This is a genomic window from Halomonas sp. BC2 (genome assembly GCF_002078115.1).
In the GTDB taxonomy this organism is placed as follows: Bacteria; Pseudomonadota; Gammaproteobacteria; order Pseudomonadales; family Halomonadaceae; genus Vreelandella; species Vreelandella stevensii.
On record NZ_LFGT01000002.1, the window covers coordinates 51,240 to 71,577 of the forward strand.

General features: G+C 60.9%; 20 protein-coding genes. 8 read left to right on the forward strand and 12 right to left on the reverse strand.

The window, feature by feature from the left end; all coding sequences use genetic code 11:
- Nucleotides 1-87: 87 nt before the first annotated feature.
- Nucleotides 88-2,529 (reverse strand): membrane-bound PQQ-dependent dehydrogenase, glucose/quinate/shikimate family, encoded by a 2,442-nt coding sequence (locus tag B7L71_RS00775; protein WP_081135211.1) that lies wholly within the window; start codon nt 2,527-2,529, stop codon nt 88-90.
- A 238-nt stretch (nt 2,530-2,767) separates the two neighbouring features.
- Between B7L71_RS00775 and nfsA the strand changes: the two genes are divergently transcribed.
- Entirely contained in the window at nt 2,768-3,499 is a 732-nt protein-coding gene (nfsA, locus tag B7L71_RS00780; RefSeq protein ID WP_016916478.1) for an oxygen-insensitive NADPH nitroreductase, read from the forward strand.
- Nucleotides 3,500-3,509: 10 nt separating this feature from the next.
- Complete coding sequence (locus B7L71_RS00785; protein WP_016916479.1) at nt 3,510-4,154, forward strand: hypothetical protein; 645 nt, start codon at nt 3,510-3,512, stop codon at nt 4,152-4,154.
- On the opposite strand, the gene B7L71_RS00790 is transcribed toward B7L71_RS00785, so the two are convergent.
- The 5 genes from B7L71_RS00790 to B7L71_RS00810 all read right to left on the reverse strand — a co-directional run bounded on the left by B7L71_RS00790 (nt 4,140) and on the right by B7L71_RS00810 (nt 10,546).
- The gene (locus B7L71_RS00790; protein ID WP_016916480.1) at nt 4,140-4,943 is read right to left on the reverse strand and encodes a PEP-CTERM/exosortase system-associated acyltransferase; all 804 of its coding nucleotides are present in this window, start codon (nt 4,941-4,943) and stop codon (nt 4,140-4,142) included. The two genes, B7L71_RS00785 and B7L71_RS00790, sit on opposite strands and share 15 nt — an antisense overlap.
- Before the next feature lie 6 nt (nt 4,944-4,949).
- Nucleotides 4,950-7,799 (reverse strand): EAL domain-containing protein, encoded by a 2,850-nt coding sequence (locus B7L71_RS00795; RefSeq protein ID WP_081135214.1) that lies wholly within the window; start codon nt 7,797-7,799, stop codon nt 4,950-4,952.
- Between the two features lie 24 nt (nt 7,800-7,823).
- Nucleotides 7,824-9,029 (reverse strand): hypothetical protein, encoded by a 1,206-nt coding sequence (locus B7L71_RS00800; protein ID WP_249273140.1) that lies wholly within the window; start codon nt 9,027-9,029, stop codon nt 7,824-7,826.
- Nucleotides 8,998-9,396, reverse strand: coding sequence for a hypothetical protein (locus B7L71_RS00805; protein ID WP_081135400.1), 399 nt, complete (start codon nt 9,394-9,396; stop codon nt 8,998-9,000). The genes B7L71_RS00800 and B7L71_RS00805 overlap by 32 nt, the downstream gene beginning before the upstream one ends.
- Nucleotides 9,397-9,613: 217 nt before the next feature.
- Nucleotides 9,614-10,546 (reverse strand): glycerophosphodiester phosphodiesterase, encoded by a 933-nt coding sequence (locus tag B7L71_RS00810; protein WP_081135217.1) that lies wholly within the window; start codon nt 10,544-10,546, stop codon nt 9,614-9,616.
- A 180-nt stretch (nt 10,547-10,726) separates the two neighbouring features.
- Between B7L71_RS00810 and B7L71_RS00815 the strand changes: the two genes are divergently transcribed.
- Nucleotides 10,727-12,322, forward strand: a complete 1,596-nt coding sequence (locus B7L71_RS00815) for a PQQ-dependent sugar dehydrogenase (protein ID WP_081135220.1) — start codon at nt 10,727-10,729, stop codon at nt 12,320-12,322.
- Between the two features lie 80 nt (nt 12,323-12,402).
- Nucleotides 12,403-12,801, forward strand: coding sequence for a VOC family protein (locus B7L71_RS00820; RefSeq protein ID WP_016916486.1), 399 nt, complete (start codon nt 12,403-12,405; stop codon nt 12,799-12,801).
- On the opposite strand, the gene B7L71_RS00825 is transcribed toward B7L71_RS00820, so the two are convergent.
- Nucleotides 12,802-13,347, reverse strand: coding sequence for an AAA family ATPase (locus tag B7L71_RS00825; RefSeq protein WP_081135223.1), 546 nt, complete (start codon nt 13,345-13,347; stop codon nt 12,802-12,804).
- 66 nt (nt 13,348-13,413) lie between these two features.
- Nucleotides 13,414-14,316, reverse strand: a complete 903-nt coding sequence (locus B7L71_RS00830; protein WP_081135226.1) for a LysR family transcriptional regulator — start codon at nt 14,314-14,316, stop codon at nt 13,414-13,416.
- A gap of 121 nt (nt 14,317-14,437) precedes the next feature.
- Here B7L71_RS00830 and trpB point away from each other — a divergent pair, with 121 nt between their 5' ends.
- Together trpB and trpA are read left to right on the forward strand one after the other, a co-directional pair.
- Nucleotides 14,438-15,655 carry a tryptophan synthase subunit beta gene (gene trpB, locus B7L71_RS00835; RefSeq protein WP_016916488.1) on the forward strand — a complete coding sequence of 406 codons (1,218 nt, stop codon included), beginning with the start codon at nt 14,438-14,440 and terminating at the stop codon, nt 15,653-15,655.
- Between the two features lie 32 nt (nt 15,656-15,687).
- A complete protein-coding gene (gene trpA / locus B7L71_RS00840; RefSeq protein ID WP_139788427.1) occupies nt 15,688-16,536 on the forward strand; it encodes a tryptophan synthase subunit alpha in 849 nt (282 codons plus the stop codon).
- A gap of 79 nt (nt 16,537-16,615) precedes the next feature.
- On the opposite strand, the gene B7L71_RS00845 is transcribed toward trpA, so the two are convergent.
- Together B7L71_RS00845 and B7L71_RS00850 are read right to left on the reverse strand one after the other, a co-directional pair.
- Entirely contained in the window at nt 16,616-16,918 is a 303-nt protein-coding gene (locus tag B7L71_RS00845) for a helix-turn-helix domain-containing protein (protein WP_016916490.1), read from the reverse strand.
- A 10-nt stretch (nt 16,919-16,928) separates the two neighbouring features.
- Complete coding sequence (locus B7L71_RS00850) at nt 16,929-17,273, reverse strand: type II toxin-antitoxin system RelE/ParE family toxin (protein ID WP_016916491.1); 345 nt, start codon at nt 17,271-17,273, stop codon at nt 16,929-16,931.
- Nucleotides 17,274-17,465: 192 nt separating this feature from the next.
- Between B7L71_RS00850 and B7L71_RS00855 the strand changes: the two genes are divergently transcribed.
- Nucleotides 17,466-17,786 carry a hypothetical protein gene (locus tag B7L71_RS00855; protein WP_016916492.1) on the forward strand — a complete coding sequence of 107 codons (321 nt, stop codon included), beginning with the start codon at nt 17,466-17,468 and terminating at the stop codon, nt 17,784-17,786.
- Here the strand turns inward: B7L71_RS00855 and B7L71_RS00860 are convergent.
- Nucleotides 17,770-18,381, reverse strand: a complete 612-nt coding sequence (locus B7L71_RS00860) for a LysE family translocator (protein ID WP_081135229.1) — start codon at nt 18,379-18,381, stop codon at nt 17,770-17,772. The two genes, B7L71_RS00855 and B7L71_RS00860, sit on opposite strands and share 17 nt — an antisense overlap.
- 27 nt (nt 18,382-18,408) lie before the next feature.
- Complete coding sequence (locus B7L71_RS00865; protein WP_039175907.1) at nt 18,409-19,236, reverse strand: AraC family transcriptional regulator; 828 nt, start codon at nt 19,234-19,236, stop codon at nt 18,409-18,411.
- A gap of 175 nt (nt 19,237-19,411) precedes the next feature.
- Between B7L71_RS00865 and B7L71_RS00870 the strand changes: the two genes are divergently transcribed.
- Nucleotides 19,412-20,164, forward strand: coding sequence for an SDR family oxidoreductase (locus B7L71_RS00870; protein ID WP_081135232.1), 753 nt, complete (start codon nt 19,412-19,414; stop codon nt 20,162-20,164).
- Nucleotides 20,165-20,338 lie beyond the last annotated feature (174 nt).

Genomic DNA, 20,338 nt, shown 5'->3' on the forward strand with positions numbered 1-20,338 from the left:
ACTCTATTAGAATAACGCTTCTTGCAGTATAGCCATCCGCTGGATAAGCCCCAGGCAGTGCGTACATTTTTCACGCTAACCCTGCCATCATTCGGGCAGGGCGAAGGCCATGACGCTATCGCCCAGCGTGGTTTCCGATTGGAAAGAGCCGCCTGCGGCGATGACGACATACTGGCGTCCCTGGTGCACGTAGGTCATTGGGTTGGCCTGCCCGCCTGCAGGCAGGCGCTGTTCCCATATCAGCTCGCCGGTCGCGCTGTCGAAGCCGCGCAGGTAATCGTCCATGGCGGCCCCAATGAAGGTCATGCCCCCTTGGGTGGCCAACGGGCCCCCGCTAGTGGGGGCACCCACCGTCATCTTGAGGCGCGAGGGAATGCCCAGCGGCCCCTGGTCCATGCTGGTGCCCAGCGGGCGTGACCAGACGATCTCGCCGCTGTTCAGGTCGGTGGCGCTCAGAAAGCCCCAGGGTGGCGCCGTACACGGCATGTCCAGTGGAGAGAGCCAGGCACCGCGCTCCGCCGCCACCGGTGCGCCCAGCATGGGCTGGGCCTGCTGGTCGATGTAGCTGGCATCCTGAGCACCAATGGGGGCAATGTTATCCATGGTATCGGCTTCTTCACGGGGGTAGAGCACCACCTGCGAGGGCATGCGGTTGTTGTTCACGATCATCAGTTGGCGCGTGGGGTCGAACGAGGCGCTGCCCCAGTTGATGCCGCCCAGGATGCCAGGAAACTGCAGCATGCCGCCCTCCTCCAGGGTGGGAGGGGTAAACATGCCCTCGTAGCGCATGCGCTGAAACTCGATGCGGCAGTAGAGGTGGTCCAGGGGCGTCGTGCCCCAGGTATGCGCCCCGGTCAAGCGTTCGACTTCCTGCCCTGGCAGTGAGCCAAAGTTGGGCATGTCTGGTGAAAAAGGCTGTACCGGCGAGGTCCAATCTCCTTCGATGGCTCCTTGGGGCACGGCGCGCTCCTCGATGCTGCGCAGGGGTTCACCGGTTTCACGGTCGAAGACGAACACCTGCCCATATTTGGTGGCTTGTACCACGGCGGCTCTGGGGCCTTCCTCGGTGGGGAAGTCGATCAGCGCTGGTTGCGCCCCCAGGTCGTAATCCCATAAATCATGTATCACGGTGGTGAATTTCCAGGCGACGTCGCCGGAGTCGGCTTCCACGGCGACCAGCGATGCAGTGAAGGCATCCTCCTCGGGCGAGCGGTCGCCGCCATATTGGTCATTGGTAGGGTTGCCGGTGGGCAGGTAGACCAGCCCCAGGGCTTCATCCGCGGTGATGGCCGCCCACACGTTGGGGGTGCCGCGCGGGTACACTTCACCGGGTTCGGGCTGTTGATCGGGAGTCGTCCAGACCGCGTCCCAGGTCCACTGCCACTCGCCCGTCAGGGCATGGTAGGACCTAACGGCGCCGGAAGGGCCGTCCCGGCGCTGATTGTCGGTCACCTGATGCCCTACGATCACACTGTCGTTGACCACGGTAGGGCCCGACGTATTGGAGAGATAGCCCGGTGCCTGCGGGTCCATGAACTCATACAGGTCCACGGTTCCCTGCTGGCCGAAATCGGTGCACTGAGAGCCATCATCGGCATTCAGGGCCATCAGGCGTCCATCCATGGTGCCCATCAGCAGACGGCGCGGGCACTGGGTCGTGGGGTCGTCGGTTTCATGGTATGCCAGCGAGCGGCAGGCGGCAGAAAAGACATGCTCCAGCGCATCGCGGTCGACCTGTGGGTCGAAATGCCACTGCTGCTCGCCGTTGCCGGGGTCCAGTGCAAACACCTGGTTGCTCTGGGTACAAACATAGACGCTGTTGCCCACTTTCAGCGGTGTATTCTGAAAGGCATAAGGTGTCGCGTCACTATGGGGAGTATCGCCGGTATTGAAGGTCCAGGCCTCGCTGAGCCGTGCCGCGTTGTCTGGCGTGATCTGGCTTGCCTCGGAAAACCGCCGAGCCGAAGCATCGCCGCCATAGGCCGGCCAGTCCATGGAGGTCTGTTCGTTCATGGCAGGCGGAGAGGCGCCTTCCGCCAAGCGTGCCTGCGCCGGGGAGTCGATATCCACATGACGATCCTGCAACAGCCACAGAAGTGCCAGGCCCGGCAGCGCCAGGGCGATCACTCCCGGCAGGCGTGCCCCCCAGCCAGGCTGGTGGCCGCGGTGTCGGTACAGCGCGGGCAACAGCAGCAGTGCTACCACCAGCAAACCCCACAGCACCCCCATGCGCGCCAGTAAGTCCACCTGCCAAATCGGCAGCCAGCCTTTCTGGTCGATTTCCCATAGCGACCAGGCCAGGGTCGCCAGCACCGTCGCGGCGTAGAGCCAAACGCCCGTGGGGGAGCGGCGCCATATCAGTACGGCAGCGCTCAGGATGGCAAGGCCCGCCAGCAGGAAATACCACGAGCCTCCGAGCAGAACCAGATATCCCCCGCCCACGATCATGGGCAGGCTCAGTAGCAGAAGTACGCCTGCCAGGGCGAGCATGGCCCAGACGGCCGGTCCTTTTCGATAGGGAGCGTCCATGTCTTTTCCTGTGGTGATGTGTCGGGTATTGCCTGTGTGGCGACGATACTGAATTAACCTTAGAAGAGTGAGCAGGGCTTGGCAAGTGGCAGAGGGTTGTTTAACCCATGTGGCCTGGTGAAGCTGCATTTGCCTGCCAGCGAGCCTCGCGGGTTGCCGCAAGCGGGCAAGAATGCGTTACGATTCGAGTCTTCCAATGAAGCACGCCCCCCTACTATTTCGTGATCAGTGAGGCACCATGAACGACGTTATCAAGCTCTTGCAGTCCCACCGTTCCATTCGTAAATTCACCGATCAGGAGATCCCTCGTGGGCTGCTCCTGGAGCTGATCAAGGCCGGGCAGGCGGCGGCGACCTCCAGCCATGTGCAGGCTTACAGCGTGATTCACGTGAAAGATGCGGCCAACCGGGAGCAGCTGGCCGAACTGTCCGGTGGCCAGGGCTATGTGGCCAGCAGTGCGGTGTTTCTGGTGTTCTGCGCCGACATGAAGCGTCCTACCGAAGCCTCGGCGCGCACCGGCGCCAACGTAGAGCGCGGCATGACCGAGCAACTGCTGGTGGCCACCGTGGACACGGCCCTGATGGCCCAAAACGTGGCCGTGGCGGCCGAGTCCGAAGGGCTGGGTATCTGCTACATCGGCGGGATTCGCAACAACCCCGAGGCCGTCAGCGAGCTGCTCAAACTGCCGCCCCATGTCTACCCGGTATTTGGCATGTGCCTGGGTTACCCGGACCATCAGCCGGAGGTCAAACCCAGGCTGCCCGTTGAGGCGATTCTGAAAGAGGACTACTACACTGAAGACAGTGATCAGGTCGTGGCCTTCGATGACACCATGCGGGCCTACTACCAATCACGCAGTAGCGGCAATAAAAATAGCGACTGGTCGCACAACCTCACCCCTCTGTTCGACAACAAGCTGCGCCCCCATATGCGTGACTTTCTAGTGAAGCGTGGCTTTACCATGAAATAAGGAGCCCCTCATGTCCCTACAGCGTGCCTACCTTCTGTTCGCCGGCCTTTACAGCCTGCTGCCTGTCATGGGCATCGTGGCCATTTTCTTCGGGGGTGGGACACCGCTGGCGCTGGTGCACCTCTCCTTTGGGGTGTTGGGCGTCGTGGGGCTGTGGGGGTACATGCTCAACCGGGGCGTCATGAATCAGCGCATGTGGCGGCCGCTGGCGCTGGTGTTTGCCGTAGGAAGCCTGGTGCAGATGGGGATCGTACTGAGTGTGCCGGTGGCGGGGGTAGCGTTGACCTGGATGCTCATCAGCAGCATTTTTGCCCTCATCCTGGCCGTGATGCTCTATCACTACGGCAATCGAGACCAGCCGCTGTGGGCCAGTGAAGAAGAGCGAGCCGCTGCGATGAAGCTGGCCCAGCTGCTGGAGCAGCAATCCAACGTCACGGCGTATCACCGTGAGCCCGGCCATGAGAACAGTGTCTGCGTCTCCAAAGTGGGCAATGCCTATCATGCCAGCGTTACCCGCCGCACCCCTAAGGGGCAGGAGACGTTCGAGCAGCGCTTTCGCCATCCTGAAACCCTGCTGTTTTTTGCCGAAAAGTTCGCGAGCGTCGCGCCGCAGGCGTTTACCGGCCAGGAGGAGCGAGGCTCACAGCTGGCGTGATGTCCCGCCATCTTGCAGCAACGGGCTCTTCGCCAACTGGCTGGCCAGTTGGCCCTTGATGAACTGATAGAGAGGCGTGAGGCGCTTGGGTAGCCGCTCCTCGGCCACGCGCTGATCGATGTAGTAGGCCGCGCGACTGCCACAGTAGTCGATGACGCCGCCCACCTGGTGAAACTGGAGACCGGAAGCCTTCAGCAAGCGACTGAAGCGTGGCTCCAGCATGGCGAACACATGATGGCGCTGACTAAGACCCACCAGTGCCGTGGCGGCAAGAAACAGGCTCAGGCTAAGCAGAGCGGGGCTCTCCTTGATGCTCTCGTAGGGGCTTTGTACTTCGCTTTGCTTGCGACGCACGGTGGGGTGAACGGCCAGGCGCGATACTTCGCATACCTGATGGGAAGCAAAATGGCGCGGGTGCGTGTTCGGCAAGAACAGGTGCGCTCCGTAGTAGGCTTCCAGTGGCAGGCTATGCAGCCCATGAGCGTTTTGCTCGTCGAACAGCACGACCCTCAGACATCCTACATCCAGCCCTGTCGCCTTATGGTGGAGCAGGCACAGCAGCGACTGTTGGTCATGGTCATCGTGTTCGATATTGAGCGCGCTGCTATTGCCAAGATCGTAACGCAGCTCTTCGATGAAGACCGCGTGGCGCAAGGTAAAGGCGCGCCGCTTTTCGGTGGGCGTCTGGGCAATCAGCAGAGAAAAGTGAGTATCAAAAAAGGCCGGTGTAAAGATATTTTCGACGAGTGTATCAGGGGTGGTGACGGAGGGGGCGATGGGTATGATCACCGTCGTTTATCCTTTCAGGAGCTGTGTTAAGGGAATGGGTTTACCCAAATAGAACCCTTGACCATAGGTAATGCCGTACTCTTCCAGAATAGGCGACAACGCTGCCTGATCGACAAACTCGGCGATGGTCTGTTTGCCGAACCCCTTGGCAATGTCAGCAATCGCCTTGACGATGGTGTGGCTGTCGGGATTGATCAACAGGCTACGGATGAAGGAGCCATCGATCTTGATGTAATCCACCGGCAGTTGGCCAAGATAATGGAAACTGCTGAAGCCGATGCCAAAATCGTCCAGTGCGGTGCGGCAGCCCAGATCTCTGAACGTTTGCAGGACGTTACGGGCGGTGGAAAAGTCGGTGATCGCTGCCGTTTCCGTGACTTCGAGAATCAGGTGATGCGGGTCGGCACCGCTGCTGCGCAGCTCGTCGGTGAGGTACTGCTTCAACCCCAGGTCGTGAAGCGACTGGCCCGACAGGTTCACGGCCAGTGAAACGCCGCGCTCCTGCAGCTTGCCCAGCGCCTGTAGGCTGTGCTTGATGACCCAGCGATCCAAAGCGACGACCAGGCCGCTCTGCTCGGCAACCGGTATGAAGTGCTGAGGCGCTATCAGGCTGCCATCGGGTTGACGCATGCGGATCAGCACTTCGTAATGTTTGATGTCGTGATCCTTGAGACGCACGATGGGCTGAGCCATTAGTTCGAACTGCTCGTGCTCCAGCGCGTTGTGCAGCTGTTCCACCCAATACACGCGATCCTGTAGCTCATCCTTGGCATTTTCGGCTTGGGACAGCAGATACCAGTCCTGGTGGCTGCTCTCCTTGGCCTTGTACATGGCCATGTCGGCACTGGCCAGCAGGTCGGCGGAGGTTTGCCCGTGGGCCGGGAACAGCGCGATGCCCATGCTGGCGGAAATATGATGCTTCCGGCCGGCAGCCTGAAAGCCAATGCGGCTCAGCAACTGGTTGATATAGTCGGCAACGCTGATGGCCTGCTCGCTGTTCACTCCCTCCAGTAACAGGGCGAATTCATCGCCGCCCAGCCTGGCAATCGTGCCTCGCTGCCCGAGATTGAGGAACAGAGTGTCGGCGACTTCGCGCAATAGCTGGTCGCCTACGGGGTGCCCGCTCAGCTCGTTGACTTCCTTGAACTGGTTGAGGTCGAGCAGCACGATGGCGCCTTCGCTCTGGCACAGCAGGGCGTGCTGAACCGCATCCTGGAAGTAGCGGCGGTTGTACAGCTCGGTGAGTGGGTCGTGCTCGGCCAACCAGGTCAAACGCTCCTCGGCGGCTTTGCGCTCGGTGATGTCCAGACCTACCGAGATACGCGCCACCTGCTTCTGGTGGCTACTGGTGAGCGGCGCATGGTACCAGGCCACGGTGGCGTAGCGCTTGTCCTGGGTATGCAGCGTTTTCTCTTCCTGCTGATGGCTGGTCAACTGTCCCGTGGGCGCTTCCCGATGAGTATGACCCCCTTGTAGCGCGCGCGCCGTAATGTCGAAGATGTCATAAAAATGGCGGCCTTCCAGATCCTGGTCACACAGCCCTAAGCGGCTGCGGGTATACTCATTGACCCGCTGAATGCGCCCGGAAGCCGTTTGCACGACGATGAATACCTGGGCCGTATCCAGCAGACTATTGACGAAATCGCGCTCGCTGGCCAGCTCCTCGATACGCTCGGCCAGTTGGTCGCTGTGATCATGTACCGACGACTCCAGGCGCTCCAGCTGATCGGTCAAGGTGCGTGTGGCACTTTCCAGAATGTCGATCTCGTTGGAACGCCTGGGCGTGGTCTGGGGCAAATGAGCGCGCACACGCTGAAACTGCCCGTCCGACAGCGCCGGTAACAGGGCTGCCACCCGGCGCAGCCGCGCCATGGGGCCGAGCAGAATCGCCAACAGCAGCAGCTCCGCCGCCAGCCAGCCCGCAACGCCCAGTGCCAATAGCGTGTTGGTGGCCCGTTGGATGGCAGCGGTTTGCGTCGTGATGTCGGACACCAGCAGAAAATAGCTGGTGCTACGCCAATCGGCGTCGTCTTCCATGTAAACCGCGCTCAGCTCCAGGTGTCGCCCGGCATACTCCATACTGAAGGGTGTGTCTGCCAACTGATAGATAGGCGTGGCCAGTGAGGCCTGCTCCAACAGTGACAAGGTCGGCTCCCGGTTGGTGATGGCGACCAAGTGGCCGTTCCAGCCTGGCAGGTATCGCGATGGATCGTTGGCGTCGCTTTCGACCTGCCCCGTGACCATCAGCGCGACTTCGCTACCCGAGACCTCCTTGGCTTCACGGGTCACGTCGGCGAGTGAGCGAGACAGCATGACCATGCCAATGCTGTCACCCTCCACCAGAATGGGGACCGCTGCATATTGCTGGCAGCTGGTAGTACAGCGCAGCGTTTTGATGGGCACTTCCCGCGTCAGCAGATCGTCCACCCAGCCGCGAATGGGCAGCTCCATATCGGGAGCGCCCATCCCGGACTGCCCGTGCTGCTGCCCCTGACGATCGAAGACGAACACGCCATCTACCCCGGCTTCCAACTGCAGCGAAGGCCACTGGGCTGCCAGCACCGTGCGTAGGCCTTCATCATCGTTCTGAGCCAAGGCATTGCCCAGGTCGGGGGCGTTTGCTGTCAAGCCTGCCAACTGGCGCAGGTTATCGGCAGAGCGCTGCATGGCCAGGCGGATTTCTCGCTGTTGACGCTCGTGGTGCCCCTGGCGGCTCTGTTCGAGCTGCTGGGTCAGATGGTGATGGCCCAGCCAGACAAACAGCGCCACCAGCACCAGTAGCAGCAAGCTGCTGGGCGCAATGACGCGCCAGGCAAGGCTCGAACGACGCTTGACGGAGTGGCTGGACTGGTGCATCGAGACAGATCCCGGTGGCAGGGTTTAGAAGCGCAGTGAAAGTTGAAACAGCAGCATGTTCCAATGCTTGCGAGTCAGGCTGGCATCGGGGTTGTCCTGTCGAGGGAGCCAGCCGGTGCCATCCACATAGTGATACTCCCCGGACAGCATGAGCTGGGAGGTAGGCGTCCACTGCACGCCGAGGGTCATGTCATCGGCAAACTGCGAGTGCGCAGGCCCAAACCTGGCCCGTTCATAGGCATGCCCCGAGCGGTCGTCGGTATTATTGACCAGCCGGTCGAAGCGAATCAGGCCGCTCCAGTCGGGAGAGAAGCGCCGCTGATACTGTACGTACCAGCTTTCACCCGTGATATCGAAGGTGCGTGGCAGGTGATCACCGCTTAGGGACTGCTGGCGCAGTGCGTATTCGGCGGTCAGGCTCCAGTGCTCCTGGTTGTACTGCACAGAGGCTATCCAGGGCTGAAACTCGAAGTCGGCTTCCTGGCCCATCAGCGTCGCTTCCAGATTGACCGAGGCCGCGCTCAGCGCCGCTACCCACTGGCCGCTGTGATCTTCGAACAGCAGTTGCGCAATGGCCGAGGGCGCTGATGCTGAGACCCGCTGAGCAGTACCGCCAAACAGCTGGTCGGACAATGCTGACCCCGTTTGTGGGCGACCCAAACCGCCTCTCAAGCGCCATGTACCCGCAGAGGTATGCTCCTCGGCATACAGGCTAATGCCGTCCGCCGCCAGCCCCAGCGCGCGGGTGCGATCGAAGTAGATGGATTGAGGCAGCAGAATGCTCGGGCGCGTAAAGGCGACATCGCGCGTCTGGTTGTAGAGTCCAAACGGGTTCTTGAAACGGCCTACTTGCACCCCCAACGTGCGCGCGGGGCTGGCCAGCATCTGGTAGTCCACCACGCCATAGTCGAGAGTGGGGGCCGCATCGCTGGTATCGCCTCCTGCGCGGCGGCTGAGCAGTTGGCCTGCCACCAGTACCCGGCGGTGCGGGCGAAACGAGGCGTTCAACCCCAGCTCGGTATACTCCAGGCTGCCCTTGTCGCTACTGTTGCCAAAGAAGTCGTTATGGTCGGTAATGACCAGTGCCTGGCTGAGAAACCCGTGCACCTGAAGGGTATCGGCGGGGTGGTCATGGGCCATGCCTGCCACGGGCAGCCAGGCCAGCAAGCCCGCCAGGGCGCAGCGTTGCGTTAGGCGCTTACTCCATGGAGATGACACGGACGCTTTCATCCAGGTACTCCCGTTCAAGGTAGCCCAGCGCGCCGGGAGTGCGGGCAACTTGCTCGCGCATATCCACCTGGTCGCGTACACGGTGGGGAGCTTGCCCCATGCCAGAAAACACCATCCTGTCCCAGGCCAGCTGCAATTGATGCGGGTAGACGGCCAGCATCTCCTTGGCAAAGCGCGCATGGACAGTATCGCGATTGGGTAACACAAAGACCTGCATGGCCTGGCCGTTGGGCCAGGTGCGCTGGCGCATGGCAAACATGGCACGCAGAGCGTCGCGGGGCAGGGCCGAGTGCTCGATGTCGGGATGGGCCACCAGTACGATGACCGCGAGTGACTCTGCGGGCTCGGCCCTGGCCGTGGCAGGCATGAGCAGCAGCCAGCATAGCGCCAGCAGCCCATAGGCGCGCCAGTGGTTACGCGGCCTCACGCTAAGCCAATGCACCAGGAGTAGGCGCCATGTGTGTAAGAATGAGGGACCCCTCCCTACCATGTAAAAACGATGACCTGACAACGCTTTTTTATATCAGCAAGATAGCACGCTAAAGTGTGGCCGGGTAATCGTGATGAACGCTGGAAAAGCATGCCTATTCAACGATGAGTGCCTGTACACGATCCGGGTAATCCGAAAACAGCCCATCGACGCCCAGCCCCATCAGGCGCTCCATCTCCGAAGGCTCGTTAACGGTGTAAACGTGCACCGGCAGGCCGTTCTGCTGGGCCAGCTCGATAAAGTCAGCATCGATGACATCCTGCCCATCATGGCGTGCGTTGGTGCCGATACCGACCGCGTATTCGGCGATGCGCTGAAAGTCGCTGGCACGCATCTGGCCGGGGGCTGGTGTGGTGTCGTTCCACTCGACCAGGGGAGTGCCTTCGCCCTCGCTGGGGGAGTACCACAACAGTTGCACCAGTGGGATCTCAGGGTTGAGCGCCTGTATTTTCAGCAGGCTTTCCTGAGCAAACGACTGCACCAGAACACGCCCTTCCTCGACCATATCGTAGGCTTCCAGGCGCTCCACCAGTGCGGCTTCCAGGCCCGGGTTCAAGTGGGGTGACTTGGTTTCGATGTAATAGCGGGTGGTATGCCCGAAGTGATCGAACAGTTCCTCCAGCGTCAGCATGGGTAAACCGACAAAGTCTTCCGACGCTTGCTCGGGGTTTGCTTCGTTGAACCAGCTGCCGGTATCCAGCGCCTTCAGTTCGGCCAGCGTGTGCTCATGGATATGCCCTTCACCGTTACTGGTACGTTCCAGGGTGTTGTCATGAAAAATGACCACTTCGCCATCGGCGGTGAGCTGAGCGTCCAGCTCCAGATAGTCCACCCCCCACTCGTGAGCCAGCTCGTAGGCGGGCAGCGTGCTTTCGGGGGCATGGCCACTGGCCCCGCGATGTGCGATGACCTGAAAGTTTTCCAGCGCGTTCAACTGCTGAGCGAGTGGAGACTCGCTGGCGATTCCCACAGAAGCAACGGCCATGAGTGCCGTCAGTGCGGTAGCCGTACCCAAATAGCGCGACATGGCAACTCCATCTATAGGCAACATTTATCAAAACCATAACGTCTCTCTATCGAAAACGCACGCACTCGCTGAGCAGAGGCTTGCCTATCTTAACGCCCGGTGATGCAACACACTCAGCGAAGCCTACGGCAACTGATGTATGCTGATTTGAAAAGCCATTCAAAACGTGAAGGGGGCATCATGGGGTCTAAGCAGGGCTGGGGCAAAAAGGGCCGGGGAGCGCTGGCGCTACGCGTGCTGCTGGCGACGATCGTGGGCGTGGCGCTGGGCAGTGTCGTACAAACCCAACTGAACCTGGCTGAGCTGCAGGCGCTGGGCGTGGCCATTCCGCTGGGTACGCGGCTATCGACCACGGCTCAGGACTTGCTTCACTTTGCGCCTGTATACGCAGGGCTCTTTCTGGTGGGGTTTCTCATCTCCCAGGCCGTGGCGGGCTGGCTGGCTCGGCGGTGGCCTGCCAGCCTTCGCCGCCTGGCTTTTGCGCTGGCGGCCGTGGCTGGGCTATGGCTAACCTTCCGGTTGACCAACACGTTTGCGCCCATGCCCACACTGGTGGCTGCCACTCGTAGTGCCGGTGGGCTGGCCGCCATGCTGGCAACGGCCGCCGTGGCAGGCTGGCTGCTGGCCGTGTTGACATGCTCCGCGTCGAACAGACGGCGTAGCAACGCACCTTTGGCCATCGTGCTGTCTACTTTTATGCTGCCTGTGATTCAGCCCGCTGCCGAAGCCCAAACGGCTTATCAGATCGACACCCTGGCCGATGCGCTGGAGCACCCTTGGTCGCTGGCATTCTTGCCCGATGGCCGCTTTTTAGTGACCGAGCGCCCAGGACGCCTATTGCTGCTGGATGACAGCGGCCAGACGCTGGCCGACTTGGAGGGCGTGCCGGAGGTGTTTGCCTCTGGGCAGTCGGGGCTGTTCGATGTGCTGCTTTCTCCCCGGTTCGAGACCAATCAACAGCTCTACCTCAGCTACGTCTGTGGTACGGCCAGTGCCAACCATACCTGCCTGGCTCGAGCCACCCTGGGCGATGGGCGTTTGGAACAGGTGGAAGAGATTTTTCGGGTTCACCCCGCCAAGCGTGGCGATGCCCACTATGGGGGCCGCCTGGCATGGCTGCCGGATGACACGCTGATCCTCACTCTGGGCGATGGTTTCGATAACCGTGAAGATGCCCAACGGGTGAGCAGCCATATCGGCAGCATCGTGCGCCTGAATGCCGATGGCAGCGTGCCCGACGACAACCCCTTCCTGGCCCGGGCCGATGCACTGCCCGAGCTCTACAGCATTGGCCATCGCAACGTGCAGGGGCTGGTCTACGACGCTCAGCGCCAGCAGCTGATTGCCCACGAGCATGGCCCGCGAGGCGGAGATGAGCTCAACCTCATCCAACCCGGCAACAACTACGGCTGGCCGATTGCCACCGGCGGGCTGGATTACACCTGGGCCAGGGTCTCGCCGTTTACGGAATACCCCGGCATGCAGCCCCCGGTGCTGGAGTGGACGCCTTCTATTGCCCCTTCGGGGATGGCCGTCTATCGGGGCGAGCTGTTCCCCGAGTGGCAGGGCGACCTGCTGGTGGGGGCATTGGTCAATCGTGAAGTGCGTCGGGTACGCTGGCAGGAAGACGGCAGCGCCGAAGACGTAGAGGGGCTGTTTGGTGAGCTGGACGCGCGCATTCGTGACGTGCGAGTAGGCCCCGAGGGCGCGGTCTACCTGCTGACCGACAGCCCCCAGGGCAAACTGGTCAGAGTGACGCCAATCGAGCCACAATAAGTACGAGATAATAAGTACGAGACAATAAGCACGAGAAAGGCAACTCAGCGGCGCTGCGCCGCGCAATGAGGAGATAGCGCATGCTGGCTTACACAATGGTGGGAACCCAGGATCTGGAGCGTGCTCTTCAGTTCTACACGCCGCTGTTCAATGCCATGGGGCTGGATATCTGCTGGCAGGATGACAGCTGTGTTTCCTTCGGCGACCCGGATGATGTCGAAGTGCCCCAGTTTTTCGTGGGCCTGCCGTTTGATGGTCATCCTGCCACGGTAGGCAATGGCACCATGACCGCCTTCCAGTTCAGCGACATCAAGGAAGTGGATACGCTGCATCAGCTGGCCCTGCAGAGCGGCGGCAGCGACGAAGGCGAACCAGGTTTTCGCCCTCAGTACGGCGATGGCTTCTACGCGGCTTACGTCCGCGACCCCGACGGCAACAAGCTCGCCTTCGTGGTGTATCCACACCGGGTTGGGCTCTGATCAGCCGCTGCGTCGAGAGAGATACTCGATCAGCCACTCTGCCTCGGCGGGGCGGGTCAAGCGCAACATCTGGATATGCCGATAGCGTGGGTCCAGCGCGTCGGCGAAATAGCGCTGTCGATTCGAGCGCCAGTTTTTCAGCATCCAGAGCAGGATGGAATTGCGGCTCATGAAGGTCTGACGAAAACTTTCGCGATTACCGGTACTTGGCCAGATCTCCTGGCGGCTTGCGATACGTTTGATGGCGCGTCTGAGGCTCTGGCCAAACACTCGCCAGAAACCGTAATCCAGCCAAACCACCATATCTACGTCCCGCCATTTGATATCGCGTGTACGGTTGAAATTACCATCCAGTACCCAGCCGCGTGTGGCGCTGTTCAACGCGTCTTCGAGTTTTGCTTCGAACTCATCATCCGGCGTTCCCTGCCAGTGGGGTTGCCAGAAAAGCTGATCCATTTGAATGTGAGGAGCGTCGAGCGCTGCAGCGAGCCTACGGGCCAAAGTGCTTTTGCCGCTACCGCTGGTGCCGACCACATTGATGTTCATGATGAAAGCCTGCTAATGAATCGGCGCGTTAGCTTAAACAGAGCCTTCAACGCGTGCAAGGTGGCTTCATGCAAGCGCGTTAGCCCTCAACTCCCTGCGCAACCAGCTCGCCAAGGCTTCGCTGCGGCGGGCGTTGGTGTGTTTGGGTAGCCACAGGCAGAGCCTGGCCGGGGTTTCGATATAGCCCCAGGGGGCGACCAGCCGACCGCTTCTCAGGTCGTCTTCCACCAGTAGCCTGGGGGCAATGGCGACCCCGAGCCCTGCCACGGCGGCTTCCATCAGGTAGTAGAGGTGTGCAAACCCTTGGCCCTGCTGCAGGGCTGCTTTCAATGCGGCGGGTTCCAGACCTTGGGCGGCAGCCCACTGCGGCCACGCCTGTGGGCGTGATGCGGTATAGAGCAGCTTGCTGCCAAACAACGATGAGGGGTCTTCCACGTTGCAGGCCTCGGCCAGCCGGGGGCTGGCTACGGCGCAAATTTCCTCGGCTATCAGAGGAATGCGCTCTCCTTCCTCGGGCCAGGGTGGTTCGAAGAAGGCCAGCGTGGCGCTGGTCTCGGGCTTGCCCGGTTGTTCGGCATCGCTCACCACCACTTGCAGCTTCAGTTCGGGCAGCGCCTGGTTCAAGCGGTCCAGGCGGGGGATCAGCCAGCGGGCCAGCAGGCTGCCGGGGCAGGCCAGCGTAAAGGGCGCCTCTTCCACCTCATGCTTGAGCAACGTGCAACTATCCCTGAGTTTGGCGAAGGCCTCTCCAACCCCGCTTTGCAACTGCTCACCGTGGTGGGTCAGCACCAGCCCGCGCCCGGCTTTCGTGAACAGCGCCACGCCAAAATGCTCATCCAGACTCTTGAGCTGGCGGCTTACCGCGCCGTGGGTCACGCTCAGCTCGTCAGCGGCCGCGGTGACGCTGCCCAGCCGAGCAGTGGCTTCAAAGGCGCGCAAAGCGCTCAGCGGGGGCAGGCTGTGTTGCATGGGGTCTCCTGGAACAGTTGCGAAAAACTCACAGGTGATTGCCATCTTATCGATTTTTCTTCCGACCTGCCTGCGCTAACGTCGACACATTGCAAAAACGCCCCAAATCGCAGAGGTCGAGATGAACCAACCGTTAAGTCTACCCGATGCCAACGGCATGTTTGGCAGCTTTGGTGGCCGCTTTGTGGCCGAAACCCTGATGCCGCTGATTCTCGAGCTTCAGGATGAGTACACCACGGCCAAAAACGACCCCGAATTCCAGCGCCAGCTCGCCTATTTTCAAGGCGACTACGTGGGGCGCCCCAATCCGCTCTACTTTGCCGAGCGCCTCACCGAGCACTTCGGCGGTGCCAGCATTTACCTCAAGCGTGAAGAGCTGAATCACACCGGCGCGCACAAGATCAACAACTGCATTGGCCAGGTACTGCTGGCCAAGCAGATGGGCAAAAAGCGCATCATCGCGGAAACCGGCGCAGGCATGCACGGCGTGGCCACCGCCACCGTAGCGGCCCGCTTTGGGTTGCCCTGCGTGATTTACATGGGCGCCACCGACATCGAGCGCCAGCAGCCCAACGTGTTCCGCATGAAGCTGCTGGGCGCGGAGATCGTGCCAGTCACTTCCGGCACCGGCACGCTCAAGGATGCCATGAACGAAGCGCTGCGCGACTGGGTCACCAACGTAGACGACACTTTCTACATCATCGGCACCGTGGCAGGCCCGCACCCGTACCCGGCCATGGTGCGCGATTTTCAGGCGGTGATTGGCCATGAAACCCGCGCCCAGATGCTCGAAAAGCAGGGCCGCCTGCCGGATTCACTGATTGCCTGTGTGGGCGGCGGCTCCAACGCCATGGGCTTGTTCTATCCGTTCATCAACGATGACAGCGTGCACATGGTCGGTGTGGAAGCGGGCGGTAAAGGCGTCAAGAGCGGCCTGCACGCTGCCAGCCTCAACGGCGGCACCCCCGGCGTATTGCACGGTAACCTTACCTACCTGCTGCAAAACGAAGATGGCCAGATTACCGACGCCCACTCCATTTCCGCAGGGCTCGACTACCCCGGCATTGGCCCCGAACACGCCTGGCTGCACGAGCAGGGGCGGGTCGAGTACGTCTCTGCCACTGATGACGAAGCGCTGGAAGCGTTCCAGATCTGCTGCCGCCAGGAGGGCATCATCCCCGCCCTGGAAACCGCCCACGCCCTGGCAGAAGTTGCCAAACGTGCGCCAACACTGCCCCGCGAGCACCTGATGGTGGTCAACCTCAGCGGACGTGGTGACAAGGACATGAACAGCGTGGCCCAGCATCTGGGCGACCGCTTCGGCATGAAACACTCATGAGCGCGATACAGGAGACTCCCATGCAACCTACCTTGCAACGTACTTCTCGGCTCGACAGCTGCTTTGCCGCGCTCAAACAGCAAAACCGCCCAGCGCTGGTCAGCTACCTCACTGCGGGCGACCCGGACCCCGAGACCTCCCGCCGCCTGCTGCACGGGCTGCCGGATGCCGGTGTGGATATCATCGAACTCGGCATGCCGTTCAGTGACCCCATGGCCGATGGCCCCGCCATTCAAAAGGCTGCCCTGCGCGCCCTGGAAAAAGGCCAGACCCAGGCCAAAACGCTGGCAATGGTGCGCCAGTTCCGGGAGCAGAACAGCACCACGCCCATCGTGCTGATGGGCTACTACAACCCGATTTACTGCTACGGCGTCGAGCGTTTTCTCAGTGACGCAGCCCAGGCAGGGGTAGACGGACTGATCGTGGTGGACCTGCCCCCCGAGCACGACGAAGAGCTGTGCCAGCCCGCCGCCCAGCACGGCATCGATTTCATTCGTCTGGCCACGCCCACCACCGATGCCAAGCGGCTACCCAAGGTGCTGGCCAACGCTTCCGGGTTCATCTACTACGTTTCCGTGGCGGGCGTGACCGGCGGCAGTGCCCCCACACCCGAGCGGCTGGAAGGCGCCGTGAACCAGCTGCGCGAACACACGCCGCTACCCATTGCCGTGGGCTTCGGCATTCGCACCGCCGAACAGGCCGCCACCATTGGCCGCTTCAGCGACGCCGTGGTAGTAGGCTCTGCCCTGGTAGATTGCATCGAACACGCCAGCAGCGGTGAGGAAGCCATCGCCCAGGTACACGGGCTGGTGAAAGCGCTGTCGGCCAGTGTGAGAGGGTGCCGAGAACCCCAGCAGGAGCGCGCGGGTTTGCCAGCCTGATGGGAAGCACCATCACACCACAGAGCGGGCCATGGCCCGCTCTGTTTTTATAGCGTTATGAAGGCTTGAGGAGAGAAAGTCAGACGGGGAATCCGTGATGGCTGCCGTCGGGTAGCTCAATATCCACTCGGACACGGCCTCCCAGCGCCTCGACGTAGCGTTTTAGAGAGCTAAGGCGCATGTCCTGGCCTACTTTCTCAAGGCCTGCAATCGTGGGTTGTGTAACCCCCATGGCACCGGCGAGGTCTGCCTGGGTTTTTTCTGCCAGCTGGCGAATTTCGGCAAGCCTAATGTCCAGCAACATATCACCTGCTTTCGCCTTGGCCGCTGCTACTACTTCCGGTTTTTCCTGCGCCAGCAAGTCTTCTAATTTTCTTGCCATGATGCTCACCTCACTTCAGCGTTTCCAGATGCGCCGCATATTCACGGTCCGCTACTGGTATCATTTCGTCGTAAAACCGCTTGTCATTCCCGCCTTTGTCACCAGCACATAAAATGATGCCTGCGCGAGTAGGGTCAAAAGCAAAAAAAGCTCTGAGGGGGCGACCACGGCTCTGAATCCGTAACTCTTTCATGTTGGTAAATTGCGAGCCTTTGACCGTATCCGCATGAGGGCGAGATAGCATGGGGCCTCGTTCCTGAAGTAGTAGAACCGAGGCCAGTACATTCTCACGGTCAGCATCGTCGAGTGAGAAAAACCACTCTTCAAAAATTGCCGTTTGTTCTATCGCCCACATAGCCCCTCCCTGGTATAGCTTTTAATCTATATAGGCAATGGCCTATTTTCAAGGGGCTCATCTAAAAAATAGGGTACGAAACGGTGGGTACGGAAGCTCCATTCTTCACTTGTCGGTGTCTTTAGAAAACAGGCATCATCCACGTTTGAGGGTGGCGGGATAACGTCACGTGTATTCAAACAGAGGAAGACCATGGGCAAGTTCTTTTCGTTGCTGGTGCTGCTGGGGTTGGGCTATGCAGGTATCTATTTCTATTACGGCGTGGTGATCGAGCGGGAGGTCGAGCAGCAGCTGGCATCCCGTGGCCTGACCTCGGTCAGCGTGGATAACGTCGAGTATGGCCTGCTGGCGCCGGTCAGCAACAGCGCCAATATCGCCGTCACCGTGGGGTATCGTGGTTCCCAGGCGGCGGTCAACGTGCGCGTGCAAGGCCACCCGCTGTGGTCTGATGAGGTGACGGTACAGCTGGACGGCCTGCAAGCCCTGCGTTTGGGGATCAGCTTCGGGCAGTAACCACGAGCCAAACGTGTTCATGGCCAATCGATACCGCTACGGCTACCAGTAGCCCCGCCATGACCCAGTTGAACCCTTTGATTAGCATGGGCTGCCTGACACGCTGGCCAAGCAGGCTGCCTATCACCACATAGCTGCCGGGGGCGCCTGCCGCCAGTGCGGCCAGCCCCAGTGCCCAGATAAACAGGCTCATGCCCTGAATACCCTCGGCAGGAAACTGCAGCGTCGCGATGGGCAGCGTCGCGACCATGGCTTTGGGGTTGAGTAACTGCATCATCAGGCCATCACGAAAACTGAGCATGCGTGGTGCCGGGGCGTGGGTATCCAGGGGGGCATTGGCGCGGGCCACCTTGTAGGCCAGATACAGGATATAAGCGCAGCCGAGCGCGCTGAGCAGCACCAGGGAGTCTTGAGATATCCAGGCGGCTCCCGCCCACCCCAACACCAGCAAGTACAGCAGCATGGCCAGCCCCACGCCCAGGCAAAACCCCAGCGAGGTTTTGCCCTGCCCGTTGATACCGACATTCAACCCCAACAGATTCACAGGCCCAGGCGTGTACATGACGCCCAGGGCATAGGCGACGATTGCTAACATGAGAAAACCTCTAGGTGGACGTGATGCTTAACGCGTGATGTCGCGTTGGTACTGGAAAGGGGTCATGCCATAGATGCGTTTGAAACGGCGGTTGAAGTGGCTCAAATCCGCAAAGCCGAAACGCAGCGCTATCTCGGTGAGTGGCGCGCCCTGGTCGAGCGCGGAGCGGGCGGCGTTCACGCGGCAATTGATCACGTATTGATGAGGGGTCATGCCGAACTGTTGGCGAAATAGCCTCAAAAAGTGGTACTTCGACAAATGCGCGGCCTGGCTGATGTCGTCCAGCGAGATATCTGCCTCAAGATGCTCATGAATATACGTTTTGGCGTGGCCCAACAGCGTGTCTGGGCGGCTGGTGCGTTGGCCAGTCACCATGTGCCCGCCAAGCTGAACCATGCGCTCGATCACGCGATACAGTGCGTTTTCCTGGTCGATGCAGCTGCCCGCTTGATGCGTGGTCAGGCGTGCGACTTCCTGTATCGCCTGGCGCAGCAGCGGGTCGTGAATCAGCGTACTCCGGGAGCGAAACGGTGACGTTTGTGGGCGGCCAAGCAGCTCCTCGAACAGCGGCAACGCTTGGTTGGGATGCACGTATACCATCACGTAGCCCAAAGCCTGCTCACCGCCAGCGTGGCCGTCGTGAACCTCTTCAGGGTTGAACAGAATCACGTTGCCCGGTGGGCTACGATGAAACTGCCCGCCGCTGAAGAAATCCTGTCGCCCCGCCAGCGTCACCCCAAAGGCGTACTCCTCGTGGGCATGACGGTCATAGCTAAAATCCTCGATGGCCGCTTTCAAGACGGTCAGTGACGGCACATGATGATTTTTGAAAAACTCGAACTGGCTGCTGCCCATGCCAACCTCCTTGATCGCATTCGGCCCATGGCGGGCTTACCCTGACCCGTTTCAGGATATGACGCGGGCGCCAGCGTGGCTTGTACATAATTGCTCAACGGCGGTGTCAGTGTATATTCACTAGACGGTACACAGTGGGCGGCATTCGCAAAACGCTGGCAAACGAGGAGGGCGCATGGCAAACCCCAACGTGGTGGTGATTACCGGCGGGAGTCGAGGCATTGGTGCCGAGACGGCCCGGTTGTTCGCCCGGCATGGCTACGATGTCTGCCTCAACTATGTCGAAAACGACGCAGCCGCCGAGCGTGTGCGCAGTGACATCCTCGCTCTGGGCGTGCGCTGCCTGGCCGTGAAGGCGGATGTCTCGAAAGCCGATGAGGTGGCGAACCTGTTTCGCCAGGTCGATCAGGAACTCGGCACGTTGACGGTGCTGGTCAACAACGCCGCCATTCTCAACACCCAGGCGCGGCTGGTGGATATCTCGCCGGAGCGTTTTGGCAACGTGCTGCACAAGAACGTCATGAGCTGCTTTCTCTGCTGCAAGGAGGCCGTGCAGCGCATGTCTACCCGCCAGGGCGGCGCGGGCGGCAGTATCGTCAATGTTTCCTCCATGGCCGCCAAGAGCGGCTCGCCCAACGAGTACGTGGATTACGCCGCCTCGAAAGGGGCCGTGGATACCTTGACTCGGGGGTTGGAGCTGGAAGTCGCGGCCGAAGGCATCCGCGTGAATGCAGTGCGCCCCGGCCTCATCTACACCGAGATGCACGCACTCGGCGGCGAGCCTGCCCGCGTAGACCGGTTGAAGTCTCGCATCCCCCTGCAACGGGGTGGCCAGCCTTCCGAAGTGGCAGAAGCCATTGTCTGGCTGGCCAGTGACAAGTCATCCTTTGCCACCGGCACTTTACTGGATCTGGCGGGCGGCCTGTAACGCCCTGACCAGCCCCCCCTTGGCTGCCCAGGCAGCGCCCAAAAAAGGACACCCCATGTTTACCGGCCTGAGTGCGTTTCCGCTGACCCCCATGAACGAGCAGGGCATCAACGAGCAGGAGTTCATCCAGCTAGTGGCCCGGCTGGCCCACGCGAAGGTGGATTCCATCGGCGT